Origin of the sequence: Methylobacterium bullatum (assembly GCF_014845095.1) — a bacterium.
In the GTDB taxonomy this organism is placed as follows: domain Bacteria; phylum Pseudomonadota; class Alphaproteobacteria; order Rhizobiales; family Beijerinckiaceae; genus Methylobacterium; species Methylobacterium bullatum.
On sequence record NZ_NKUG01000084.1, the window covers coordinates 22,642 to 44,559 of the forward strand.

A 21,918-nucleotide genomic window follows, 5' to 3' on the forward strand; every position below is an offset into this window, starting at 1 on the left:
ACCATCCGTCGGGCGAGATCTCCGGCCTGCCGATTGCGGGACATTTGGAAGCACATTTCGCGCGCCCCCGCCTATAGTCCGGCTTGTCGACACGTCTATCGGCCCGTTGCCGATGCGAGGGCGAAATGAAGAGCCTCAACCTCAAACACAACCGTTGCCGCAATGCGTGTCTCGCCGATCTCGGCGGTGCTCATCATGGGACGATTCTGGCGAATGAGGTTGATGGTCATGGGTTATCACGACACACGATTTGAAGCGGTTGGGTCCGGTCCCGCATTTGCTTTCGGCGGCGCCATCGCGCCCAGGCACTTTCGCCGCGCCTATGGCAGGGCGGCGGTGGCGGCTGCCATCGAGAACGGGCTGATGCCCGAGGAGCTGTCCGAAGTGCTGGGCGGCCGCCGCGTCGTCGAGGCCTTTCCGGTCGATGGCGGAGAGAGCGTCAACGACTACGCCCACCGGGCGGTGGCCGAGATGATGGTCGCCTATCTCAGCTACGCCCCGGCCTGACCCGCCGCCAGCCTCCTCGACATTCCATCGATCCATGAAGGCGGGCCGCTCGCGGCCCTGGAGACGACCATGACCGAAGACCTGCTGTCCCGTCGCCGCCTGCTGAGAGCGGGCGCGACCGTCGCGGCCGCCCTTCCCCTCGGCCTCACCGCGACGGCGGGGCGTGCCTGGGTTCCCGGCCCCGCCGCGCCCTTCGATCCCGGTCCCCTCTGCGCGCCGGCGGCGGCCACCGAGGCGTGGAGCGGCCCGCTCCGGCCCATCAAGCTCGCCTGGAACGCCAATGCCGTCTGCACGGCCGCCGCCCCGGTCGCCAAGGAGCGGGGGATCTTCGCCGCCCACGGGCTCGACGTGGAGTTCATCAATTTCGGCGGGTCCACCGAAGCCCTGCTGGAGGCCATCGCCACCGGCAAGGCCGATGCCGGGATCGGCATGGCCCTGCGCTGGCTGAAGCCCCTCGAACAAGGCTTCGACGTCAAGATCACCGCTGGCCTGCATGGCGGCTGCCTCAGGCTGCTCGGCGCGAAATCCGCCGGCATCAGTGACATCGCCTCCCTGAAGGGCAAGTCCATCGCCATCAGCGACCATGCCAGCCCGGCCAAGAACTTCTTCGCCCTGCTGCTGTCCGATGCCGGCATCGATCCCGACCGGGAGGTGGAGTGGCGGCAATACCCGGCCGATCTCCTCAACCTCGCCGTGGAGAAGGGCGAGGCCCAGGCCCTGGCCGATGCCGACCCGCGTACCTTCATCTGGCTCAAGGACCCGCGCTTCACGGAAGTGGCCACCAATCTGACGGGCACCTTCGCCACGCGTTCCTGCTGCGTCGTGGCCCTGCGCGGCAGTCTGATCCGCAACGACCGGGCGGTGGCCACCGCCCTCACCCGCGCCATCCTGGAGGGCGGTCACCGCGTCGCCACCGATCCGCAGGACGCCGCCGGCATCTTCTCGAACTACGGCGGCAAGGGCTCTGTGGAGGATCTGGCGGCGATGCTGCGCAGCCATACCCACGATCACCGGCCGGTGGGTGTCACCCTCAAGCAGGAAATCGCCCTCTACGGCGACGAGTTGAAGCGCGTGAACGTGATCCGCCGCTCCACCGACACGGCGAAGTTCGCCGACCGGGTCTATGCCGACGTTCTGAGCTGAGGGGCATCCATGTCGAGTTCATTGACGGGGGCGTTCGGCGGCGGCTTCCGCCGGGCGGCCGATGCGGAGGACACGTCCTCGAACGGCTCAGCATGGCGGATCCGTCTCGCTGCCCTGTGGTGGGTCGGCCTTGTCGCCGGTTCCCTCTGGCTGGCCCTGGCGGGCCTGACCCTCGTTCTGCCGGAGAACGGCGACTTTCCCTATTCCGCCACGTTCGGCCATGGCGCCGGACTGATCGGGGCCGTCCTCCTCCTGGCGAGCCTTCTCCTCCCGGTCCTCGGCCGGGTGGGAGCCCGCCTGCGCCATTGGGGGCCTTGGATCGTCGCCCTCGCCTTCGGCTTCATTGCCTGGGAACTGGCGACGGCCAAGCTCGAATGGCTGCCGATGCCGTTCTTCCCGCCGCCCCAGGCGATCCTCGAAGTCTTCGCCGAGGATTGGCCGAAGCTGGGCGGCAGCATCGTCAATTCGCTGATCCTGCTGTCGGGCGGTTACCTGATCGGGGCCGCGGTCGGCTTCGTTCTCGGCGTGGCGGTGGGCTGGTCGCGCGCGGCCGGGTACTGGGTCCATCCGGTCCTGCGCTTCGTCGGGCCGCTGCCGGCCACCGCCTGGCTGCCGCTGGCCTTCTTCGTGTTCCCTTCATCTTGGTCGGCGAGCACCTTCCTCGTGGCTCTGGCGACGGGTTTTCCGGTGACGGTGCTGACCTGGTCGGGAATCGCGGCCGCCAACAAGTCCTACTACGACGTCGCCCGCACTCTCGGCGCCTCGCAGAGCTTCCTCATCCGCAAGGTCGCGATCCCGGCGGCCCTGCCTCATGTCTTCGTCGGCCTGTTCATGGGCCTCGGCGCCTCCTTCGCGGTCCTCGTCGTCGCCGAGATGCTGGGCGTGAAATCCGGCCTCGGCTGGTACCTGCAATGGGCACAAGGGTGGGCGGCCTATGCCAACATGTATGCCGCCCTCATCGCCATGGCGCTGATGTGCTCGACCTTGATCACCCTGCTGTTCCGCCTGCGCGACCGCGTCCTGTCCTGGCAGAAGGGGCTCGTCCAATGGTAGCGGCCACCCTCGAAGCGCCGACCTGTGCCTCCGCGATCGACCGGGGCGGAGCCCTGACCGTCAGGCGCGTCTCCCACGCCTTCGACATCGGCGGCACGCGCCTGCCCGTCCTCGATGACATCGATCTCACCATCGCGCCGGGCTCCTTCGTCGCCCTGCTCGGCCCTTCGGGCTGCGGGAAGTCGACGCTGCTGCGCCTCGCCGCCGGTCTCGAACCTCCTGAATCCGGTACCCTCGCCCTCGACGGGGAGACGATCACCGGGCCTGATCCGGAACGGCTCCTCGTGTTCCAGGACCCGACGCTCTATCCCTGGCGCACGGTGCGGGGGAACGTGTCCCTGGGCCTGGAGGCGCGCGGGTTGCTCAGGCGGCATCGCCACCGCATCGACGAGGCGCTGGACCTCGTCGGGCTATCCGACTTCGCCGAGGCCTATCCCCACCAGCTCTCCGGCGGCATGGCCCAGCGCACGGCGCTCGCCCGGGCTCTCGTCAACGACCCGCGCCTGCTCCTCCTCGACGAGCCCCTGGGCAAGCTCGACGCCCTCACCCGCCTTGCCATGCAGGGCGAACTCGTCCGGCTCTGGCAGGAGAGCCGCTTCACGGCGCTCCTTGTCACCCACGATGTCGAGGAGGCCCTCATCCTCGCCCAAAGGGTGATCGTGCTGAGCGACCGGCCGGCCCGGATCAGGACCGAGATCGCGGTGGATGCCCCCTATCCGCGCCGCCGCGACGACCCGAAGCTCCTGAGCCTGCGCACCGAGATCCTCGGCATCCTCGGGCAGAAGTGACCGCCATCCGAGGGGGCAAACGACCGCCATCGGAGGGGGGCTTCATGCGCCATGCGGCGGGCTTTACTCCAAAGCGGGCGATCCGCCGGATTCACCCTGTTTCGCGCTCGAAACCGGCCGGGATTCACGCGGGCGGAGGGTTGTGTGAGCCACAGGTCGAGAACGGGGAGGATTGCCCCGCCCGGCCATGGAGGACGCCCTCGTCCACCCCATCGTCCCGCGCTCGGTACGGTCTGCGACAAACTGGGGACAGGCCGGGATTCGACGGAGCAGAGTCGCGTCGGCCCACGTTTGCCGACTCCCGACACCAGTGATGGGCAGCGCACTCCCCGATGGCAAAACGCCGGACTAGGACGTCTCCCGACAGCGCCTCCGAAGAGGTCGTCGCTCCCCTCGTTCCCACCGGCGCCCTGGCGGTGGCGCTCCTCGACCTCGTGACTCGGAACAAGCCTCTGATCCACATGGTGCGCGAGACGCACCGGCAGGAGGCCATCGCGGCGATCCTGCGCGCCCTGGCCCCGGATCGCAGCGTCGCGATCTACCCGGAATGGGATTGCCTGCCCTTCGACCGGACCTCGCCGTCGCGCGGCGTCATGGGGCAGCGCACGGGCGTGTTGCGCTGGCTCACGGACGCCGCCGCCCTCCCCGACATCGTCCTGACGACCGCCCCTGCCCTGATCCAGCGTGTTCCGCCGCCCGAGACCTGGGCGGACGCCCATCTCGAGATCCGGGTCGGCGATGATTTCGATCCTCACGCGATCACCGCGACGTTGCAGCGCCTCGGCTACATCCTCGACGACCGGGTCGACGAGCCCGGCGAAGTCGCGATCTGGGGCCGAACGGTGGACGTGTTCCCCGCCGCCGCACCGCGCCCCTGCCGGATCGAGCACGAGGGCGGCCGTGTCACCGCCATCCGGTCCTACGATCCGGTGTCCCAGCGCTCCCTGGCGGAGGCCGAGCGCCTGGTCGTCGACCCGGCCACGGAAATCCTCCTGCCCGAGGGATCCGAGACCGGGCTGCGGCCCTTCACCGGCCAGGAGCACCAGCTTTCCCGCTTCTACCCCGCCCTGACGACGGTGCTCGACTACGTCCCCGATGCCCGCCTCGTGGTGGAGACCGGCGCCGAGGAGCGCGCCGCCGCCTTCTTCGAACAGATCGCCGAGGGGCAGGACACCGGCAGTCGTAACGGCGGCAGTCGTAACGGCGACTTGGACGAGCTCTACCTCGATCCCCGGAGCTGGGCCTCGCTTCAGGAGGCGCGCCGCGTCGCTACGGCCTCGGCGGAGGAATCCGAAGATCTGGCGATTCCCGCCTTCGTGCGGAAGGCCCGTCCCAACGCGGCCCTGGCCGAGACCCTGCGCCGGCACCTGGAGGCGGGCGACCGCATCCTGCTGACAGGCCCAGAGGAGCCCCTCGGTCGCCTGATCCGCGTCGCCGAGCGGGTGATGGGGCGTAAGGCCCGGCGCGTCGCGAGCTGGATGGATGTGGCCCGCGCCAGGTCCGGTGCGATCCTGGCGCTGGCCGCGCCCATCGAGGCGGGGTTCAGGGTGCCGGGACAGGGTGTCTGTGTCATCGCCGCCGCCGACCTGTTCGGGAGCCGGGCCGCCGTCGCGGAGGGCGAGCCCGTCGCGAGCCTTCCCATCGGCGAGGTGGAGCTGCGCGTCGGCGACGTGGCGGTGGATCGCGACAACGGTCTCTGCGTCTTCGAGGGGCTGGAGCGCGTCGTCACCGGAGAGGATGGCGGTGAGGACGCTCTCCGGCTGCGCTTTGCCGGGAACGCGATCCTGATGGTTCCGGTCTCCCAGGCCGACCGGATCTGGCGCTACGGCTCGGAGGCCGAGGCGGTGACCCTCGACAAGCTCGAGGGCGGATCCTGGGGCCGTCGGCGCCTCGAAGCCGAAGCGTGCATGGCAAAAGCCGCCCGCATGATGCTCGCCGCCGCCGAGGCGCGTCGGGCGGTCGAGGCGCCGGTCCTGTCGCCCCCGCTGCGGGAGATGGAGCGCTTTGCCGCCGGGTTCGGGTTCAACCTCACCGCCGATCAGGCGAGGGCGGTGAACGGGGTCCTGGGCGACCTCGCCTCGGGGCGGCCGATGGACCGGCTCGTCTGCGGCGATGTCGGCTTCGGGAAGACCGAAGTGGCCCTGCGCGCCGCCGCCGCTGCGATCTTCGCCGGTCGCCAGGTGGCGGTGGTGGCGCCCACCACCGTTCTGGCCCGGCAGCATGTGCAGACCTTCACCCGGCGCTTAGCCCGGTTCGGCATCGAGGTCGCCCATCTCTCCCGCCTCGTCTCGCCGGCCGAGGCGAAGCGCGTGAAGGCGGGGCTCGCCGACGGCAGCATCCGCCTCGTCATCGGCACCCATGGCCTCACCGCCAAGGGCGTCGCCTTCTCCGATCTCGGCCTCGTGGTGATCGACGAGGAGCAGCGCTTCGGGGCCAAGATGAAGGAGGCCCTGCGCAAGACGGCGGGAGACGGCCACGTCCTCACGCTCACGGCGACGCCGATCCCCCGCACCCTGCAATCCGCCCTCGTCGGACTGCAATCCCTGAGCGTCATCGCCACGCCGCCGGCGGTGCGCCAGCCCATCCGCACGGTGATCGCGCCGTTCGACGCCGATGGCCTGCGGGACGCGCTCCTGCGCGAGCATCGCCGGGGCGGACAGAGCTTCGTCGTGTGCCCGCGGATCGAGGATATCGGCCCCATGGCGAAGCGTCTCGCCAAGCTCGTCCCCGACCTGCGCACGATGATCGCCCATGGCGAGCTCAAGGCGGCGGATATGGACGACGTGATGGTGCGCTTCGCCGATGGCGAGGGCGACGTGCTGCTGGCCACCAGCATCATCGAGAGCGGCCTCGACGTGCCCCGCGCCAACACGATGCTGGTCTGGGACGCGGAGCGTTTCGGCCTGTCGCAGCTGCACCAGCTGCGGGGCCGGGTCGGTCGCGGCCAGCGCCGGGGCGTCGTCCACCTGCTCCACCAGCCGGAGAAGCCGCTGAGCCCGGCCACGGAGAAGCGCCTGCGCACCCTGGAGGCCCTGGACCGGCTCGGTGCGGGCTTCGCCATCAGCGCCCGCGACCTCGACCTGCGCGGAGCGGGCGACCTCGTGGGCGAGAACCAGGCGGGCCACGTCAAGCTGATCGGGCTCGGCCTCTATCAGCACCTCCTGCACCTCGCCCTGCGGGCCGCGAAGGGGGAAGCCGCCGAGGATTGGATGCCCGAGATCCGGATCGGTCTCTCCGGCGGCGTGCCGGCCGATTACGTACCGGAGCCGGACGTGCGCCTGAGCCTCTACACCCGCCTCCTGCGCCTCACGACCCCGGACGAGGTCGAGGCCCTCCGCCACGAGGTGGCCGACCGGTTCGGTCCGCCGCCGGAGGCGTTCGAGGCCCTCGTCACCCTGGCCCGCCTCCGGGTCGGCTGCCTCGAACTCGGGATCGCGCGGTTGAGCGGCGGCCCGCAGGGGCTGGCGGCGGATTTCCGTGCCAATGCCCCTCCGATCCTGCTGCCGGTCAACGCGCATATCGAGCGCCGCGACCGCCGCGTGCTGCTGCGCGCCGGCTGCGACGATGCGGTCGAGCGCGGTCGCCTCGCCGCCCGGTTCCTCGAACGCCTGCGGGAGGCCAGCACGCGGCGCCCGGCGGGGTGAGATCGCCGCTCGGGTCTTCACCGGGCGGCGCCGGCGGAGATGGGGCTACGGCGCCCGCGAGGCTGCGTGGCGGCGGTGACGGGGGCGCTGGAGGCCGAGATTCTCGCGCAGGGTGGTGCCCTCGTATTCCGTGCGGAACAGGCCTCGCCGCTGCAATTCGGGGATCACCAGGGTGGCGAAATCGTCGAGCCCGCCGGGGAGCGTCGGGGGCATGATGTTGAACCCGTCGGCGCCATAAGCTTCGAACCGCTCCTGAAGCGCATCGGCGATCCGGGCGGGTGTTCCGATCAGGGTCCAGTGGCCGCGCGCTCCGGCGATGCGCAGGTAGAGCTCGCGGATGGTCAGGCCCTCGCGCCGGGCGATGGTGACGAGGAGGTCCTGCCGGCTCTTGCCGCCCTCCGTCCCGCTGGCCTCCGGAACGGGCGCGTCGTCGGGATGGCCGGAGAGGTCGAGTCCCGCGAGCTGTTCCAGGAGCGAGCGGCCGACGACGGGGTGGATCAGCTCCTGCAACGCGCCGTACTTGTCCTCGGCCTCGGCCTGCGTGCGGCCGACCACCGGGAAGGCGCCCGGAAGGATCTTGAGCGCGTCGGGCTCGCGACCGTGCCGGCCGAGCCGGCCCTTCACGTCGGCGTAGAAGGCGGTCGCATCCTCCAGGGTCGCCTGGGCGGTGAAGATCACCTCGGCGGTTCGGGCCGCCAAGGCCTTGCCGGCCTCCGAGGAGCCCGCCTGCACGACGACCGGATGGCCCTGGGGCGGACGGGGCACGTTGAGCGGCCCGCGCACGGAGAAATGCTCACCCTCATGCCCGAGCACGTGCAGCTTGGCCGGGTCGAAGAAGCGCCCTTCCTCGCGGTCGCGGACGAAGGCGTCGTCCTCGAACGTGTCCCAGAGCCCGGCGACCACGTCCACGAATTCCTCGGCGCGGGCGTAGCGGCGCGCATGGGCGAGATGGCTGTCGCGGCTGAAATTGTAGGCCTCGCGCGGGTCCGCCGAGGTGACGAGGTTCCAGCCCGCCCGGCCTCCGCTGAGATGGTCGAGGGAGGCGAACTTGCGCGCCACGTGGAACGGCTCGTTGTAGGTCGTGGAGGCGGTGGCCACGAGGCCGATGCGCTCCGTCACCGCCGAGAGGTGGGAGAGCAGGGTCAGCGGCTCGAACTGTCCGACGTAACGGATCGCCGTGCGGCTCAGGGCGTCGATGTCGTCGCCGCGGATGCTGACTCCGTCGGCGAGGAAGATCAGGTCGAACTTCGCCGCCTCTGCCACTTTGGCGAGGCGCCGGTAATGGGCGGGATCGATCCCCGCATCCGCCTGCGACGAGGGATGCCGCCATGCCGCGACGTGGTGCCCGCCCGGATAGAGGAAGGCACCGAGGCGCATCGTGTCCCGGCGACGTGACATGGGTCTGTCCTCGATCTCGCGTTCCGTTGGACTTGCTTGGCAGGCGGCGCTTCAGGCCGAGCCGACCCGGTATTGGCGCGGCGCGGCGGTACCGTTCACGGCGAAATCGCCCACCGCCCGGTCGCGGTAGATCCGGGGATTGTGCGAGGCGATGGTGCGGGCGTTGCGCCAGTGCCGGTCGAGGCCGAGACCGCTCTTCACCGCCGAGGCGCCGAGCGCATCGAACAGGGTCGTGGTGGCGTCGAGGACGAGGTTGGTGACCACGCTCACCGCCTGGTTCACCTCGATGTCGGCGATGCCCGCCGCATGGTCCGCCGCTTCTCCGTTGCGGTGAACGTCGTAGGTCCGCTGCAGGGCCTCCGCCGCCTTGAGGACGATGGCGCCCGCCGCATAGGCCGCGCCGCGCACGCGGCCGACCACTTGTTGGATCTGGGGATCGTCGCCGGCCCGGCTGCCGTTGCCGTGGCTGTAGACCCGCTTGCGCTCGGCCACGAGCCGCGACACGTCGATGGCGGCCGAACGGCCGATGCCGGCCAAAGTCGCCAGATGGACGAGTTGGAAGAACGCCATCGCGTAGGGGAAACGCTCCGGATCGGGCTTGATCAGCTCCGGCCCGATGAGGACGTCCGTGAAGATCGCCGTGCCGCTGGCGGTGAGCGACTGGCCGAAACCGTCCCAATCGTCGACGATTTCGACACCCGGCGCCCGCACCGGCACGGCCGCCACCAGGGACGCGCCCGCCTCGTCCTGGGCCGAGACGTGGATCCAGTCGGCGAAGAGCGAGCCGGTGGTGTAGAATTTCCGGCCGTTGAGCAGCCATTGCCCGCCGTGGGGCCGCAGGACCGTATCGAACTGCCCGACCTTGGCCTCGCCGGTCTCGGACACGCCGCTGCCGACGGTCTGGCGATCGCCGATTCGGGCGGTCCAGCGCGCCCGCCATTCCGGTGAGGACGAGCACAGCATGTCCTCCGTGAACCCGAAATGCGCGCGCAGGGCGTTGGTGACGTTGGGGTCGGCCTGGGACAACTCGATGAGCAGGTTGAACAATTCGGGCAGGCTCGCGCCGTGGCCCCCCTCTTCGCGGGCGAGGCGCAGGGTGGTGAAGCCCGCCTCTCTCAGCCAGCCGATCTCGTCATGGGGGAGCGTGTGCGCGAGATCGCGGGCGATGGCGGTGGCGCGGATGCGCGCGAAGACCGGCCGGAAACCGGCCGCGAGCGCCTCGTAGCCCGCGCTCGGTCCCGCGCCCCATCCCGCTTCCGTCTGAGACATTCCGTCGATCCCGTGCCTGTGATGCCGTCACGCCGAAGGGGCTCGCGCTCGATGGCCCCCGGCCCCGTGGTCGTCCTGATCGACAATCCGGTCAGGGCAGACAAGTATAAATTAGGGTCGGATATGCGATTTAGCGATGTTATGCTCTAATCAATCGTAAAATAGACGATGTATGCTTGAAAGGGATGATCGTTGAAAGATCATTCTCGTTGACCGGATAGGATCACCGGCTAGGCTCATGCGCAGGAAGGCCTCCCGCATCGCGTGAACGAGGCCTCTTTCTCCATCGCACGATACCGTCGCCCCGGATTGCCTGGATCTGCCATGAGCGCACGCCGCGAATTGAGGCTGAACGCCTTCGAGATGGGAGCGCCGGGCCATACCTGGGCCGGGCTGTGGCGGCACCCGCGCGACGCGGCGGCGCGCTACAATACCCTCGAGTACTGGGTGTCGCTGGCCCGCACCGCCGAGCGCGGCCTGTTCGACGGGATCTTCCTCGCCGACGTGGTCGGGGTCTACGACGTCTACGGTGCTTCGCCCGCCACCGCCGTCGCCCGGGCGGCGCAGGCGCCCAACCTCGATCCCTTCCTGCTGGTGCCGGCCATGGCCCATGCCACGACGCATCTCGGCTTCGGGGTGACGGCGAACCTCACTTACGAACACCCCTATACCTTCACCCGCCGGCTCTCGACCCTCGACCACCTCACCAACGGTCGGATCGGCTGGAACGTGGTCACCGGCTATCTCGAGAGCGGCGCGCGCGGCATGGGCCTGCCCCAGGCCCGCGAACACGATGCGCGCTACGATGCCGGCGAGGATTTCCTGGAGGCGGCCTACAAGCTCTGGGAGGGAAGCTGGGAGGACGGCGCGGCCCTGCGCGATCGGGCGGGCGGCCTGTTCACGCAGCCGGGCCGGGTCCACCGCGTCACCCATGACGGGCCGAGCTACCGGGTCGACGGGCAGCATCTCAGCGAGCCGTCGCCGCAACGGACGCCCGTGCTCTATCAGGCCGGCGCCTCGTCGCGCGGACGTCTCTTCGCCGCCCGCCATGCCGAGAGCATCTTCCTCAACGGCCAGACCAAGGCCGTCGCGGGCAAGGCCGTGCGCGCCACGCGGCAGGCGGCGAAGGAAGCGGGCCGCGATCCCTACGACATCCGGATGTTCCTCGGGGCCACCGTGATCGTCGCCCCCACCCGCGCCGAGGCGTTCGATCTGCGCGACGAGTACGCGCGGTATCTCGACGTGGAAGGCCAGCTCGCCCTCGTCTCCGGCTGGACCGGGATCGACCTGTCCGGGCTCGATGCCCATGAGGGGCTCGCCTACGTCAAGACCAACGCCATGCAGTCGTTGCTCGAGAACCTGACGCTGCCCGGCGAACGCCCCTTCACCCGTGCCGATTTCGCCGAGTTCGGCCCGCGCGGGGCACGGGCTCCCTTCATCGTCGGATCGCCCTCGGACGTCGCCGACGCGCTGCTGTCCTGGGCCGACGAGGCCGATCTCGACGGCTTCAATCTCACCCGCGCCGTCGCGCCCGAGACGATCGAGGCCTTCGTCGATCTCGTCGTGCCCGCGCTGCAGGACCGGGGCGCGTTCAAGACGCGGTATCGCGAGGGCACGCTCCGCGAAAAGCTGTTTCCGGAGGGCGGCGCCCACCTGAAGGCGACCCATCCCGGCGCCCGCTTCCGCCGGGGCGGCAGCGAGGCGCGCGCCTCCGCCGCCTGACGCCCCCCCCTCTTCCTCTCCCCGATCACAGGTTTCCACGATGACCCCGCTCCCTACCCGCCGCAGCCTCCTCGGCATCGCGGCTGTCCTCTTCGCTCTGGCGACCGGTCCCGCCTTCGCGGAAAAACCCCTGCGCATCGGCGCGACGCCGGGTCCCGTGGGGCAGACCCTGGCCTTCGCCGCCGATCTCGCCCGCAAGCAGGGGCAGAATGTCGAGATCGTCGAGTTCACCGATTGGGTGACGCCCAACGAGGCCGTGGCCTCGGGCGATATCGACGCCAACCTGTTCCAGCACGTGCCCTACCTCCAGAGCGCCATCCGCTCGCGGGGCTACAAGCTGGTGGCCGTGGAGGGCGCCATCGTCCTGCCCGTGGGCCTGTTCTCGAAGACGGTGACCAGCCTCGACACGGTTCCCGACGGCGCCTCGGTCGCCATCGCCAACGATCCCGTCAACGCGGCGCGGGGCTTGCGTCTGCTGGAAACTGCCAAGCTGCTTACCCTGAAGCCGGGCGTCGGCGACGAGGCCTCCGTCGCCGACATCGTCGCCAATCCGAAGCACCTGCGGATCCTCGAACTCGAAGCGGCGCAATTGCCGCGCGCGATGGACGACGTGACCCTGGCTCAGGTCAGCTTCACCTACCTGATCGCCGCCGGCGGCGACCCCAGGACCTCCCTCATCACCGATGGGGTCGGGGACCGGCGCTACACACTGAGCTTCGTCGCGCGGCCCGACAATCGCGACGATCCGCGTCTGGCCGCCTTCATCCGCAGCTTCCGCTCGGCGCCGGTGCGGGACTACATCGAGCGGACCTACAAGGGTTTCCTCGAGCCGGTCTGGTAGCGCGGTCTTCGGATTCGAACCGCCGCCGCCCGTTCGTCCAAGCGCGAGCCGGCCGCCCGAACGAGCCTGCGCCAGGCTCGAAGGTTTTCGCCCCGGCACTCCCGAACAGAGAGCATCCATGCCCCTGAACCGTCGCGCCCTGCTGGGCGGCACCCTTCCCCTGCTGGGCGGCACCCTTCCCCTGCTGGGCGGCACCCTTGCCCTGCTCACGGCCTCCACGGCCCGGGCCGCGGCACCCCTCAGGGTGGTCGCCTCCTCGGTGCCGCATGCCGAGATCCTGACCTACGTCCAGGACACGCTCGCTCCGGACCTGCCCCTGCGGATCATCGAGATCAGCGGCGACATCCGCCCGAACCGCCTCGTTCTCGATGGCGATGCCGACGCCAATTTCTTCCAGCACGTGCCGTATCTGCGCAGCGAGGAGGCCGAACTCGGTGTCCGCTTCGCCGTGACCGCGAGCGTGCATGTGGAGCCCCTCGGGCTGTATTCGCGCCGCGTCCGCAGCCTCGCCGACCTGCCGAAGGGGGCGACCATCGCCCTGTCCAACAACGTCACCAATTTCAGCCGGGGGCTGAAGCTGCTGCAGGAGAACGGCCTCATCCGTCTCAGGCCCGGCGGCGACGGCACCTTCGCCACGGCCGGCGACATCGCCGAGAATCCGAAATCCTTCAGCTTCGTCGAGGTGGCGCCGCCGCACTTGCCGCGCTCCCTCGACGACGTCGCCCTGGCGGTCATCAACGGCAACTACGCCCTCGAATCCGGGCTCGACCCGGCCAAGGATTCCCTCGGCCTGGAGCGGGCGGAGGGCAACCCCTACGCCAACGTGCTGGTGACGACGCAAGGCCTGGCCCAGGATGCGCGCATCCAGACGCTCTCCTCCCTCCTGCAATCGGCGGAGGTCGCGGGCTTCATCCGCGAGCGCTATCGCGGCGCGGTGATCCCGGTGAGAGGCGCCTGACCGGAGCGCGCCGGCACGTCGGGGCGGCTGTCCGTGGTGAAGCCGTCCCGGTTCGGCATCCGCACCTTCGGCAGGGAGGCGGCATCGAGTTCCGCCCCCTCCGGCAGGATGCCGTTGAGATGCAGCACATAGGCGCTGAGGGCGTAGGTCTCGTCGGCGCTCAGAGATTGCGGCGCGTCGTAGGGCATGGCGCGGCGGATATAGTCGAACAGGGTGGTGGCATGGGGCCAGAAGCTACCCACCGTCCTTACCGGCTTGCTTGTCGCGAGGCTGCCCTGGCCACCCGCGAGCCTGTCGGCGGATGCACCCTCCCCCTGCGCCCCATGGCAGGCGGCGCAGCGCGCCCCGAACAGGGCCTCGCCCTGGCGCACGCTGCCATGGCCGGCGGGCAGGCCCTAACCGTCGGCCCGCACGTCGATGTCCCAGAGGGCCAGGGTCTGCGGGGTCGCGGGGCGGCCGATCCCGGACAGGGAGACCGGCCCGGACGGGTCCGCCAGGGCGGCGCCCGTCACCGTCAGGCAGGCGAGAAGGCCGAGGCCGCTAAACCGCATGGCTCACGCCTCCCTCGGCGGCGACGTGCCAGCCGGCGATTCCGTTGTTGTGGTAGAAGGATTGAATGCCCCGGACCGAGACCAGCGCCGCGCGCGGCGGCTGGACGTAGCCCGTCTCGTCGGTGGCCCGGCTGAGGAGATGCGCCGGGCCGCCCTCCCAGCGCCAGGGCAGCCGGAACCGCGTGAGGCATCTGGTCAGGATCGGACCCTCCAGAACGGCCGCCTGCCAGCGCGCGCCGCCGTCGGTGGAGACCTCGACGCCCGCGATGCGGCCGCGCCCCGTCCAGGCGAGGCCGCGGATCTCGCGAAAGCCGGGCGCGCGCAGTTGCTCGCCGCCGGACGGCGTGGTGATGACGGATTTGGCCTCCATCACGAAGGTGAACTGGCGCGCCGACCCGTCCGGCATCAGGTCGGTGTATTTCGAGGTCTCCTCGCGGGTCTGGAACGGCTGGTCCCCGACCTTGAGCCGGCGCAGCCACTTGATGCTGAGATTGCCCTCGACCCCCGGCACGAACAGCCGCAGCGGGTAGCCCTGTTCCGGGCGGAGCCGCTCGCCGTTCTGGGCATAGGCCAGGATCGCGCCGTCCCGCGCGAGGTCGAGGGGAATGCTCCGGCTCATCCCGGCCGCGTCCGCGCCCTCCGCCAGGATCCAGGCGGCGCCGGGCTTCACCCCGACCTCGTCGAGGAGGGTGCTCAACTCCACGCCGGTCCATTCGGCGCAGGAAAGGAGACCGTGGCTTTCCTGGAGGGTCCAGCCCGGTTTGGCCCCGAGCCACGGCGTGTTGCCCGAGCATTCGAGGAAATGGATGCGCGAGACAGACGGCATCCGCACCAGATCGTCCATGGTGAGGATGAGGGGCCGTTCCACGAGGCCGTGGATCGCCAGCCGGTGGCGGACCGGGTCGATGGCCGGGACACCGGCATGGTGGCGCTCGAAATGCAGCCCGTTGGGCGTGATGATGCCGTGCAGGTGCTGGAGCGGCGTGCCGGTGGAGGAGGCGCCGGGAAAGGCCGGCGGCGTCCGCGATTTCCGGCCTAGGTTCTCGTAGGGCGAGGGCCGGCCATAGGGCGGCGATGCGGACGGCGCTCCGGGCGTACGGCTCCATTCGGGGATGGCGAGGGGATCGCCCGTCTCCAGGGCGTGGGCGGCGGTGGCGATCCCGCCCGCCGCGCCGCCGGCCAGCCGAAGGAAGCCGCGCCGGCTCGAAGACCGGCGCGGTGCGCGCGATGTGTCAGACGGCATGACAACGGGGTCCGAATGGGCGTTCGGAGGAGAACGCGAAGCGAGATGTCGGGGGCGATGGCGAAAGAAGAGCGTGGCTGCGTCTCTTTCGATGATTGTCATTGGACCGTATCCGGCCTTCGCAATCAACTGCATGGATTTTTCAATTCTTGCGGGGACGCGAACACATCTTCTCTCGAACCGGGACGCCGAGGGACGATTTTTCGGATCGCGTAAGGCCGCTTGGGCGATGCCGGGATTGCCCTGCCCGACGCCGCGCATGCGGCCCGTCCCGAATGCCGGGCGACCTGAATGTTGGGCAACTTGGAGGATCGTTCTCTCGCGGTAGGGCTGCGGGGATCGATCTTGCTTGAAGGGCAAAGAATTCGACAGCCGATTTCGTTGAATGCGCCAAGTATAGGTCATAGAATCGCAGGATAGATGTTCATCGTTCCGTTCCACCGCCCGGCGCCTGCGCGTGCCGGGCGCATGAGGTTTGGCGAGTGCTTGGAATTCAGATCGACCGCGGCGGCGATGCCGTCCCGCCGCCGCCGGATGCGCTGATCCGTTTCGAGCAGGTGGCGAAGACCTACTCCACCCGCGACGGCGCCGGCGTCTCGGCGCTGAGCGGGATCGACCTGTCGGTGACGGCCGGTTCGGTGCTGGGGGTGATCGGCCGCTCGGGCGCGGGGAAATCGAGCCTGATCCGGCTCATCAACGGGCTGGAACGCCCGAGCGCCGGTCGTGTCCGTGTCGGGGATGCCGAGGTCTCGTCCCTCGACGAGCGCGCGCTGCGCCGGATGCGCCGCGGCATCGGCATGATCTTCCAGCATTTCAACCTGCTCTCGTCCCGCACCGCCTTCGGCAACATCGCCCTGCCCCTGGAGATCGAGGGCCGGGGCAAGGCCGCGATCCGCGCCCGCGTCGAGGAATTGCTGGCCTTGACCGGGTTGGAGGAGCAGCGCGACCGCTATCCCGCCGAACTCTCGGGCGGCCAGAAGCAGCGTGTCGGCATCGCCCGCGCGCTGGCCACGGGGCCGAGCGTGCTTCTCTCCGACGAGGCCACCTCCGCCCTCGACCCGCAGACCACGCGGTCGATCCTGGCGCTGCTGCGCCGCATCAACCGCGAGCTCGGCCTCACCATCGTGCTCATCACCCATGAGATGTCGGTGATCCGCGCCGTGGCGGATCGCGTCGCCGTGCTGGAGGCGGGCCGTATCGTCGAACAGGGCGACGTGTTCGAGGTCTTCACCCGGCCCCAGGCGGAGATGACGCGCACCCTCCTCGCCGGGGAGATGGGGCTGACTCTGCCGGCGGCACTCCGCGCCGGGATCGAGACCCGACCGATCGCGGGCGGCAGGGCGGTCCTGCGGATCGCCTTCCGCGGGCCTCACGCCAACGACCCGATCGTCGCGCGGCTCGCGCGCGAGACCGGCATCGAGGCCAACATCCTGTCCGGCACCGTCGACGAGATCGCCGGCCAGCCCTTCGGCTCGCTGACGGTGGGGCTGCCCGCGGGGCCGGACGTGGTCGGCCGGGCACGCGCCTTCCTCGACGCTCACGGCCTCGTCTCCGATCTCCTCGGCTACCTGCCGGCCCATAGCGTGGAGGCTCGCCGTGTCGCCTGAAATGATCCGCCTGTTGCTGCAGGCCACCGGCGACACCCTGTCCATGGTGGCCGTGGCGGCCGTTCTCGGCACGCTGTTCGGCCTTCCGCTGGGCGTCTTCCTGGCGACCAGCCGGCGCGGGGAATTGCTCGCCGCGCCCTGGCTCAATGGCGTGCTGGGCCTCGTCGTCAACGCCACCCGCTCGACGCCCTTCATCATCCTGGTCGTGGCCATCATCCCCTTCACCCGGCTCATCGCCGGCACTTCCATCGGGATGTGGGCTGCCACGGTGCCGCTGACGGTGGCGGCGACGCCCTTCATCGCCCGCCTGGTGGAGGCGGCGATCCGCGAGGTCGATGCCGGGCTGGTGGAGGCGGCGCGCGCCTTCGGGGCCGGCCCGCTCACCATCATCCGCAAGGTGCTGATCCCGGAGGCGCTGCCCGGCATCCTCCTCGGCCTGACCCTCGCGGTGGTGTCGCTGCTCGGCTATTCGGCCATGGTCGGCGCCGTCGGCGGCGGGGGGCTGGGCGATCTCGGCATCCGCTACGGCTACCAGCGCTTCCGCCCCGAGATGATGCTGGCCGTGGTCGTCGTGCTGATCGTGCTGGTCCAGGCGGTCCAGACCATCGGCGAGCGTCTGGCCGGCCGGCTCAACCGGCGCATCCGCCGGGCGTGATCCCGCTCCGGCAGGTTTCGTCGGGGCACGCACCGGATAACCCGCCCGGAATGTCCCATATAACGAACGACGGGCGTGATGACATAAATCGACGGTCTCCGGCCTATCGTCGCTCGGCCGGAAATATTCTTCGCATTGCTGCGTCGGGCTCGATAACGACTACGATCCGTTTGTTCTAGAGACGGATCATCTCCTTTGTCCGTTCTATAAAGAGAACGATTTCATTGACGGCGAGGGCGCTGCCGAGCAGATTCGGAGGACACTTTCTCTCCCCGGCTCCGCGTCCCGCGTCCGAGTTACGACAGCAGGTTTCCCCATGACGACCCGACGCCCGACTCTCTCGCGCCGGAAAGCGGCGGCTCTTCTGGGCGGCTTCGCCCTCTCCCTGGCGAGCCTCGGCCCTGCCGCCGCCGCTGAGGGCCAGCTGCGCATCGCCAAGCAATTCGGCGTGGTCTACCTGCTCCTCAACGTCGTCGAGGACCAGAAGCTCATCGAGAAGCACGGCAAGCAGGCGGGCCTCGACATCAAGGTGGAGTACGTCCAGCTCTCCGGCGGTTCGGCCGTCAACGATGCGCTGCTGTCCGGCAATATCGAGATCGCCGGTGCCGGGGTCGGCCCGCTCTTCACCCTCTGGGACCGCACAAGGGGACGGCAGAACGTCAAGGGCGTCGCGTCGCTCGGCAACTTCCCCTACTACCTCGTCACCAACAATCCCGACGTGAAGACCATCGCCGACTTCACCGAAAAGGACCGCATCGCGGTTCCCGCCGTCGGCGTTTCGGTTCAGTCGCGCATCCTGCAACTGGCCTCGGCGAAGCTCTGGGGCGACAAGGACTTCGCCAAGCTCGACAAGATCAGCGTCGCGGTTCCGCATCCGGAGGCCACTGCCGCGATCGTCAAGGGCGGCACCGAGATCTCCGGCCATTTCGGCAACCCGCCCTTCCAGGAGCAGGAACTCGCCGACAATCCGAAGGCCCGGATCGTCCTCAATTCCTATGACGTGCAGGGCGGGCCGGCCTCCTCGACCGTGCTCTACGCCACCGAGAAGTTCTACAAGGACAGCCCGAAGACCTACACGGCCTTCCTGGGCGCCCTCGACGACGCCGCGAAGTTCATCACCGCCAATCCGGAGAAGGCAGCCGAGATCTACGTTCGGATCAACGGCAGCAAGATCGACCCGGCCTTCCTGACGACGATCATCAAGAACCCCGCCGTATCCTTCAAGGTGACGCCCGAGAACACGCTCGGTCTCGGCACGTTCATGCACCGGGTCGGGGCCATCAAGACGGAGCCGAAGACGATCGGCGACTACTTCTTCGATGACCCGCGCATCAGCAACGGCAGCTGAGCGGCGCGCCATGATTTTCGCGGCCCACCGCTCCGACTTTGCCATCGCCGAACATCCCGAATCCCGCGTGCCGGGTTCCATCCGGCGGGAAGACGCGCGCGCCCATGCCCCGGTCGCGGCCGAGACATCGCCGCTGCTGCGGATCAAGGGCGTGACCCTCGAATACCGCACGCCGGAGCGGGTGGTGCGCGCCACCCATCGCATCGACCTCGATATCCATGAGGGGGATCGGTTCGTCCTCCTCGGGCCGTCCGGCTGCGGCAAGTCCACCCTGCTCAAGGCCGCGGCCGGTTTCCTCCGCCCCGTGGAGGGGGAGATCACCCTCGGCGGCGTGCCCGTGCGCGAGCCCGGCCCCGACCGCATCGTGGTGTTCCAGGAATTCGACCAGCTGCCGCCCTGGAAGACGGTGGCCCAGAACGTCGCCTTCCCCCTGCGCGCGGCCCGTGCGCTGGGCCGGCGCGAGGCCGCCGAGCGGGCGCGGCACTACATCGACAAGGTCGGGCTGACGCGCTTTGCCGACAGCTACCCGCACCAGCTCTCGGGCGGCATGAAGCAGCGCGTGGCGATCGCCCGGGCGCTGGCGATGCAGCCGAAGGTCCTGATGATGGACGAGCCCTTCGCGGCCCTCGACGCCCTGACCCGGCGCCGGATGCAGGAGGAATTGCTGTCCCTGTGGGACGAGGCCCGCTTCACGCTGCTCTTCGTGACCCATTCCATCGAGGAGGCCCTGGTGGTCGGCAACCGGGTGGCGCTGCTCTCGCCCCATCCGGGCCGTGTGCGGGCCGAGATCAACAGCCATGCGTTCGATCTGACCAGCATCGGGAGCCGCGATTTTCAGGGCGCGGTGCAGCGTCTGCACAGCCGCCTGTTCGAGACCGCGCCCGAACCCGAAGCATCCACGGAGGCGTCCGCATGAGCGATGCCAGTCTCGCGGGCCGGAACCTCGTGCCGCCGATCCGCCCCGAATACGACCATGTGCTCGCCCCCTTCGTGGAAGCACCGGTGGAGCGGGTGCTGCCGTTCTCGACCCGGCTCTGGCAGCAGGATTGGCTGCGCAAGGGCCTGATCATCGTCGCCCTCGTCCTCGTATGGGAGGGGCTGGCGCGCTGGCAGGACAACGACCTGCTGCTGCCCGGCTTCGGCGCCACGATGGCCGCCCTGGTGGACGGCCTCGTGAACGGCGAGCTGCTGGACCGGGTGCGGATCTCCCTCGTCGTGCTGCTGCAGGGCTATGTCTGCGGCATCGTCCTGGCCTTCCTGCTGACCACCCTGGCCGTCTCGACCCAGTTCGGCCGCGACCTGCTCTCGACCCTGACGGCGATGTTCAACCCGCTGCCGGCCATCGCCCTGCTGCCGCTGGCCCTGCTCTGGTTCGGCCTCGGGTCCGGCAGCCTGATCTTCGTCCTCATCCATTCTGTGCTGTGGCCGATGGCGCTCAACACCTATGCGGGCTTTCAGGGCGTGCCCGAAACCTTGCGCATGGCCGGGCGCAACTACGGTCTGCGCGGCCCGTCCTACGTGATTCAGATCCTCATCCCCGCCGCGCTGCCGGCGATCCTGTCCGGCCTCAAGATCGGATGGGCCTTTGCCTGGCGCACGCTGATCGCGGCCGAGCTCGTCTTCGGCGCCTCCTCGGGGCGCGGCGGCCTCGGCTGGTATATCTTCCAGAACCGCAACGAACTCTACACGGACCGGGTCTTCGCCGGTCTCGTCCTCGTCGTCGTCATCGGCCTCGTCATCGAGAACGTGGTGTTCGCGGCGTTCGAGCGGCTCACCGTGCGGCGCTGGGGCATGGCGCGATAATCCCGACCGATGTCGGAGGCCGGGCCGCCCCGCGCGAAAGGTTCTGCTTTCACGAGCGGACGGCAGAGCAGGTTTCGATCGTTCTATCTCTATCTTTAAAAGATCATATTATCGACTTTTGCTGATTGCGGCGAGTATAACGGCTCTCGCAAAAGCTTTTATTCAGTATTTCGTCCGCCGGCGGGACCGGGGTGCCGGCCGGATGGCCCCGCTTCGATCGCATCGCCGTCCCGTCTCGCCCTCGACGCCATCGGGCTCCGGCATGGCGCCGGGCCCATCCTCGACCTCTTGCGCCTGCCATGAGGGCGTGAGCGACCGCTTCACCGATGCCGCACCTTTTCGCCGGGCGGATGCAGATTCAAGGGAGATCAATCCGTGACGATCACCAGACGCCGCGTGCCGGGCCTGCTCCTCGCGCTCGGAGCCGGCCTCGCCGCCCTCACCGGTGCCGTCGCCGAGGAGGCCGCGCCGAAGGAGTTCCGGATCGGCTACCAGAAGATCGGCCTCATCGTCGTCGCCCGGCAGCAGGGGGTGATCGAGAAGCGCCTGGCCGCGCAGGGCACCAAGGTGCAGTGGGTCGAGTTCCAGGCCGGGCCTCCCCTGCTCGAAGCCCTGAGCGCGGGCAGTATCGATTTCGGCTATACCGGCGACGCGCCACCGATCTTCTCGCAGTCGGCGGGCGGCAACCTCGTCTATGTCAGCGCCGCGGCGCCCTCCGGCGACGGCGAGGCGATCCTGGTCAAGGAATCTTCGCCGATCCGGTCGGTCGCCGATCTGAAGGGCAAGAAGGTCGCGTTCGGTCGCGGCACGAGCGCGCACAACCTCATCATCGCCGCCCTGGAGAAGGCCGGCCTCACCTTCTCGGACATCACGCCCGCCTACCTGACGCCGGCCGATGCCGGCTCGGCCTTTGCCAACGACAGCGTCGACGCGTGGTCGATCTGGGATCCCTACTTCGCCGTGGCGCAGGCGCGGAGCAAGACCAGGGTCCTGGCGACCTCCGGCCAGACCCTCGACGTGTCGGCCTACTTCCTGGCCAACAGAACCTTCGCCGACACGCATCCGGGCGTCATCGTCCATAGTCTGGCGGGTCTCACCGAGGCGGCCGCCTGGGCCGACGGGCACCGCGACGAGGTGGCCAAGGCGCTGAACGCCGTGACGGGCATCCCCTACGAGATCCAGAAGGTCGCGGCGGACCGTACCCGGTTCGGGGTCCGGCCCCTCACCGACGCGATCCTCTCGGGGCAACAGGCCACGGCCGACCGCTTCCACCGTCTCGGGCTCATCCCCCGCGCCATCCAGGTGCGTGACGCCGTCTGGACCCCGCCGCGCACCTGATCGCGCCGACCCGCAAGATCCCGTCGACCTGCAAGATCCCGTCGACCTGC

General features: G+C 69.4%; 18 protein-coding genes and 1 pseudogene. 14 read left to right on the forward strand and 5 right to left on the reverse strand.

The window, feature by feature from the left end:
• Positions 1–95 precede the first annotated feature (95 nt).
• Positions 96–230 (reverse strand): hypothetical protein, encoded by a 135-nt coding sequence (locus MBTS_RS24020; protein WP_274534506.1) that lies wholly within the window; start codon positions 228–230, stop codon positions 96–98.
• Here MBTS_RS24020 and MBTS_RS13140 point away from each other — a divergent pair.
• The 5 genes from MBTS_RS13140 (at position 229) to MBTS_RS13160 (ending at position 7,135) form a co-directional block, all read left to right on the forward strand.
• Complete coding sequence (locus MBTS_RS13140; protein WP_043764538.1) at positions 229–507, forward strand: hypothetical protein; 279 nt, start codon at positions 229–231, stop codon at positions 505–507. The two genes, MBTS_RS24020 and MBTS_RS13140, sit on opposite strands and share 2 nt — an antisense overlap.
• A gap of 69 nt (positions 508–576) precedes the next feature.
• Positions 577–1,650 (forward strand): ABC transporter substrate-binding protein, encoded by a 1,074-nt coding sequence (locus tag MBTS_RS13145; protein ID WP_147832601.1) that lies wholly within the window; start codon positions 577–579, stop codon positions 1,648–1,650.
• Between the two features lie 9 nt (positions 1,651–1,659).
• Entirely contained in the window at positions 1,660–2,703 is a 1,044-nt protein-coding gene (locus MBTS_RS13150) for an ABC transporter permease (protein ID WP_147832600.1), read from the forward strand.
• Positions 2,697–3,491, forward strand: coding sequence for an ABC transporter ATP-binding protein (locus MBTS_RS13155; RefSeq protein WP_147832599.1), 795 nt, complete (start codon positions 2,697–2,699; stop codon positions 3,489–3,491). Before MBTS_RS13150 ends, MBTS_RS13155 begins: the two co-directional genes overlap by 7 nt.
• Before the next feature lie 332 nt (positions 3,492–3,823).
• On the forward strand, positions 3,824–7,135 hold the full coding sequence (locus tag MBTS_RS13160; RefSeq protein ID WP_147832598.1) for a DEAD/DEAH box helicase: 3,312 nt from the start codon (positions 3,824–3,826) through the stop codon (positions 7,133–7,135).
• 45 nt (positions 7,136–7,180) lie between these two features.
• Here the strand turns inward: MBTS_RS13160 and MBTS_RS13165 are convergent, their stop codons facing one another.
• Together MBTS_RS13165 and MBTS_RS13170 are read right to left on the reverse strand one after the other, a co-directional pair.
• Entirely contained in the window at positions 7,181–8,533 is a 1,353-nt protein-coding gene (locus MBTS_RS13165; protein WP_147832597.1) for an LLM class flavin-dependent oxidoreductase, read from the reverse strand.
• A gap of 51 nt (positions 8,534–8,584) precedes the next feature.
• Complete coding sequence (locus MBTS_RS13170; RefSeq protein ID WP_192215827.1) at positions 8,585–9,802, reverse strand: acyl-CoA dehydrogenase family protein; 1,218 nt, start codon at positions 9,800–9,802, stop codon at positions 8,585–8,587.
• A 324-nt stretch (positions 9,803–10,126) separates the two neighbouring features.
• On the opposite strand from MBTS_RS13170, the gene MBTS_RS13175 reads away from it, so the two are divergent.
• The 3 genes from MBTS_RS13175 (at position 10,127) to MBTS_RS13185 (ending at position 13,323) form a co-directional block, all read left to right on the forward strand.
• A complete protein-coding gene (locus MBTS_RS13175) occupies positions 10,127–11,524 on the forward strand; it encodes an LLM class flavin-dependent oxidoreductase (protein ID WP_192215828.1) in 1,398 nt (465 codons plus the stop codon).
• Between the two features lie 40 nt (positions 11,525–11,564).
• Positions 11,565–12,365 carry a MetQ/NlpA family ABC transporter substrate-binding protein gene (locus MBTS_RS13180; RefSeq protein ID WP_192215829.1) on the forward strand — a complete coding sequence of 267 codons (801 nt, stop codon included), beginning with the start codon at positions 11,565–11,567 and terminating at the stop codon, positions 12,363–12,365.
• A 118-nt stretch (positions 12,366–12,483) separates the two neighbouring features.
• Positions 12,484–13,323 (forward strand): MetQ/NlpA family ABC transporter substrate-binding protein, encoded by an 840-nt coding sequence (locus MBTS_RS13185; protein ID WP_192215830.1) that lies wholly within the window; start codon positions 12,484–12,486, stop codon positions 13,321–13,323.
• Here the strand turns inward: MBTS_RS13185 and MBTS_RS13190 are convergent.
• A pseudogene (locus tag MBTS_RS13190) lies at positions 13,287–13,874 on the reverse strand (c-type cytochrome). The gene MBTS_RS13185 and the pseudogene MBTS_RS13190 overlap by 37 nt on opposite strands.
• Positions 13,864–15,117 (reverse strand): sulfite dehydrogenase, encoded by a 1,254-nt coding sequence (soxC, locus tag MBTS_RS13195; protein ID WP_192215831.1) that lies wholly within the window; start codon positions 15,115–15,117, stop codon positions 13,864–13,866. The pseudogene MBTS_RS13190 and the gene soxC overlap by 11 nt, the downstream one beginning before the upstream one ends.
• Positions 15,118–15,599: 482 nt before the next feature.
• Here soxC and MBTS_RS13200 point away from each other — a divergent pair, with 482 nt between their 5' ends.
• From MBTS_RS13200 to MBTS_RS13225, 6 genes are all read left to right on the forward strand, one after another.
• Positions 15,600–16,724 carry a methionine ABC transporter ATP-binding protein gene (locus MBTS_RS13200; protein WP_192215832.1) on the forward strand — a complete coding sequence of 375 codons (1,125 nt, stop codon included), beginning with the start codon at positions 15,600–15,602 and terminating at the stop codon, positions 16,722–16,724.
• Positions 16,714–17,379, forward strand: a complete 666-nt coding sequence (locus tag MBTS_RS13205; RefSeq protein ID WP_026175832.1) for a methionine ABC transporter permease — start codon at positions 16,714–16,716, stop codon at positions 17,377–17,379. The genes MBTS_RS13200 and MBTS_RS13205 overlap by 11 nt, the downstream gene beginning before the upstream one ends.
• 316 nt (positions 17,380–17,695) lie before the next feature.
• Positions 17,696–18,727 (forward strand): ABC transporter substrate-binding protein, encoded by a 1,032-nt coding sequence (locus MBTS_RS13210; protein WP_192215833.1) that lies wholly within the window; start codon positions 17,696–17,698, stop codon positions 18,725–18,727.
• A gap of 10 nt (positions 18,728–18,737) precedes the next feature.
• Complete coding sequence (locus tag MBTS_RS13215; RefSeq protein ID WP_192215834.1) at positions 18,738–19,643, forward strand: ABC transporter ATP-binding protein; 906 nt, start codon at positions 18,738–18,740, stop codon at positions 19,641–19,643.
• A complete protein-coding gene (locus MBTS_RS13220) occupies positions 19,640–20,530 on the forward strand; it encodes an ABC transporter permease (protein WP_147831535.1) in 891 nt (296 codons plus the stop codon). The genes MBTS_RS13215 and MBTS_RS13220 overlap by 4 nt, the downstream gene beginning before the upstream one ends.
• Positions 20,531–20,905: 375 nt before the next feature.
• Positions 20,906–21,868, forward strand: a complete 963-nt coding sequence (locus MBTS_RS13225) for a sulfonate ABC transporter substrate-binding protein (protein ID WP_056148980.1) — start codon at positions 20,906–20,908, stop codon at positions 21,866–21,868.
• The last annotated feature ends 50 nt before the right edge of the window (positions 21,869–21,918 follow it).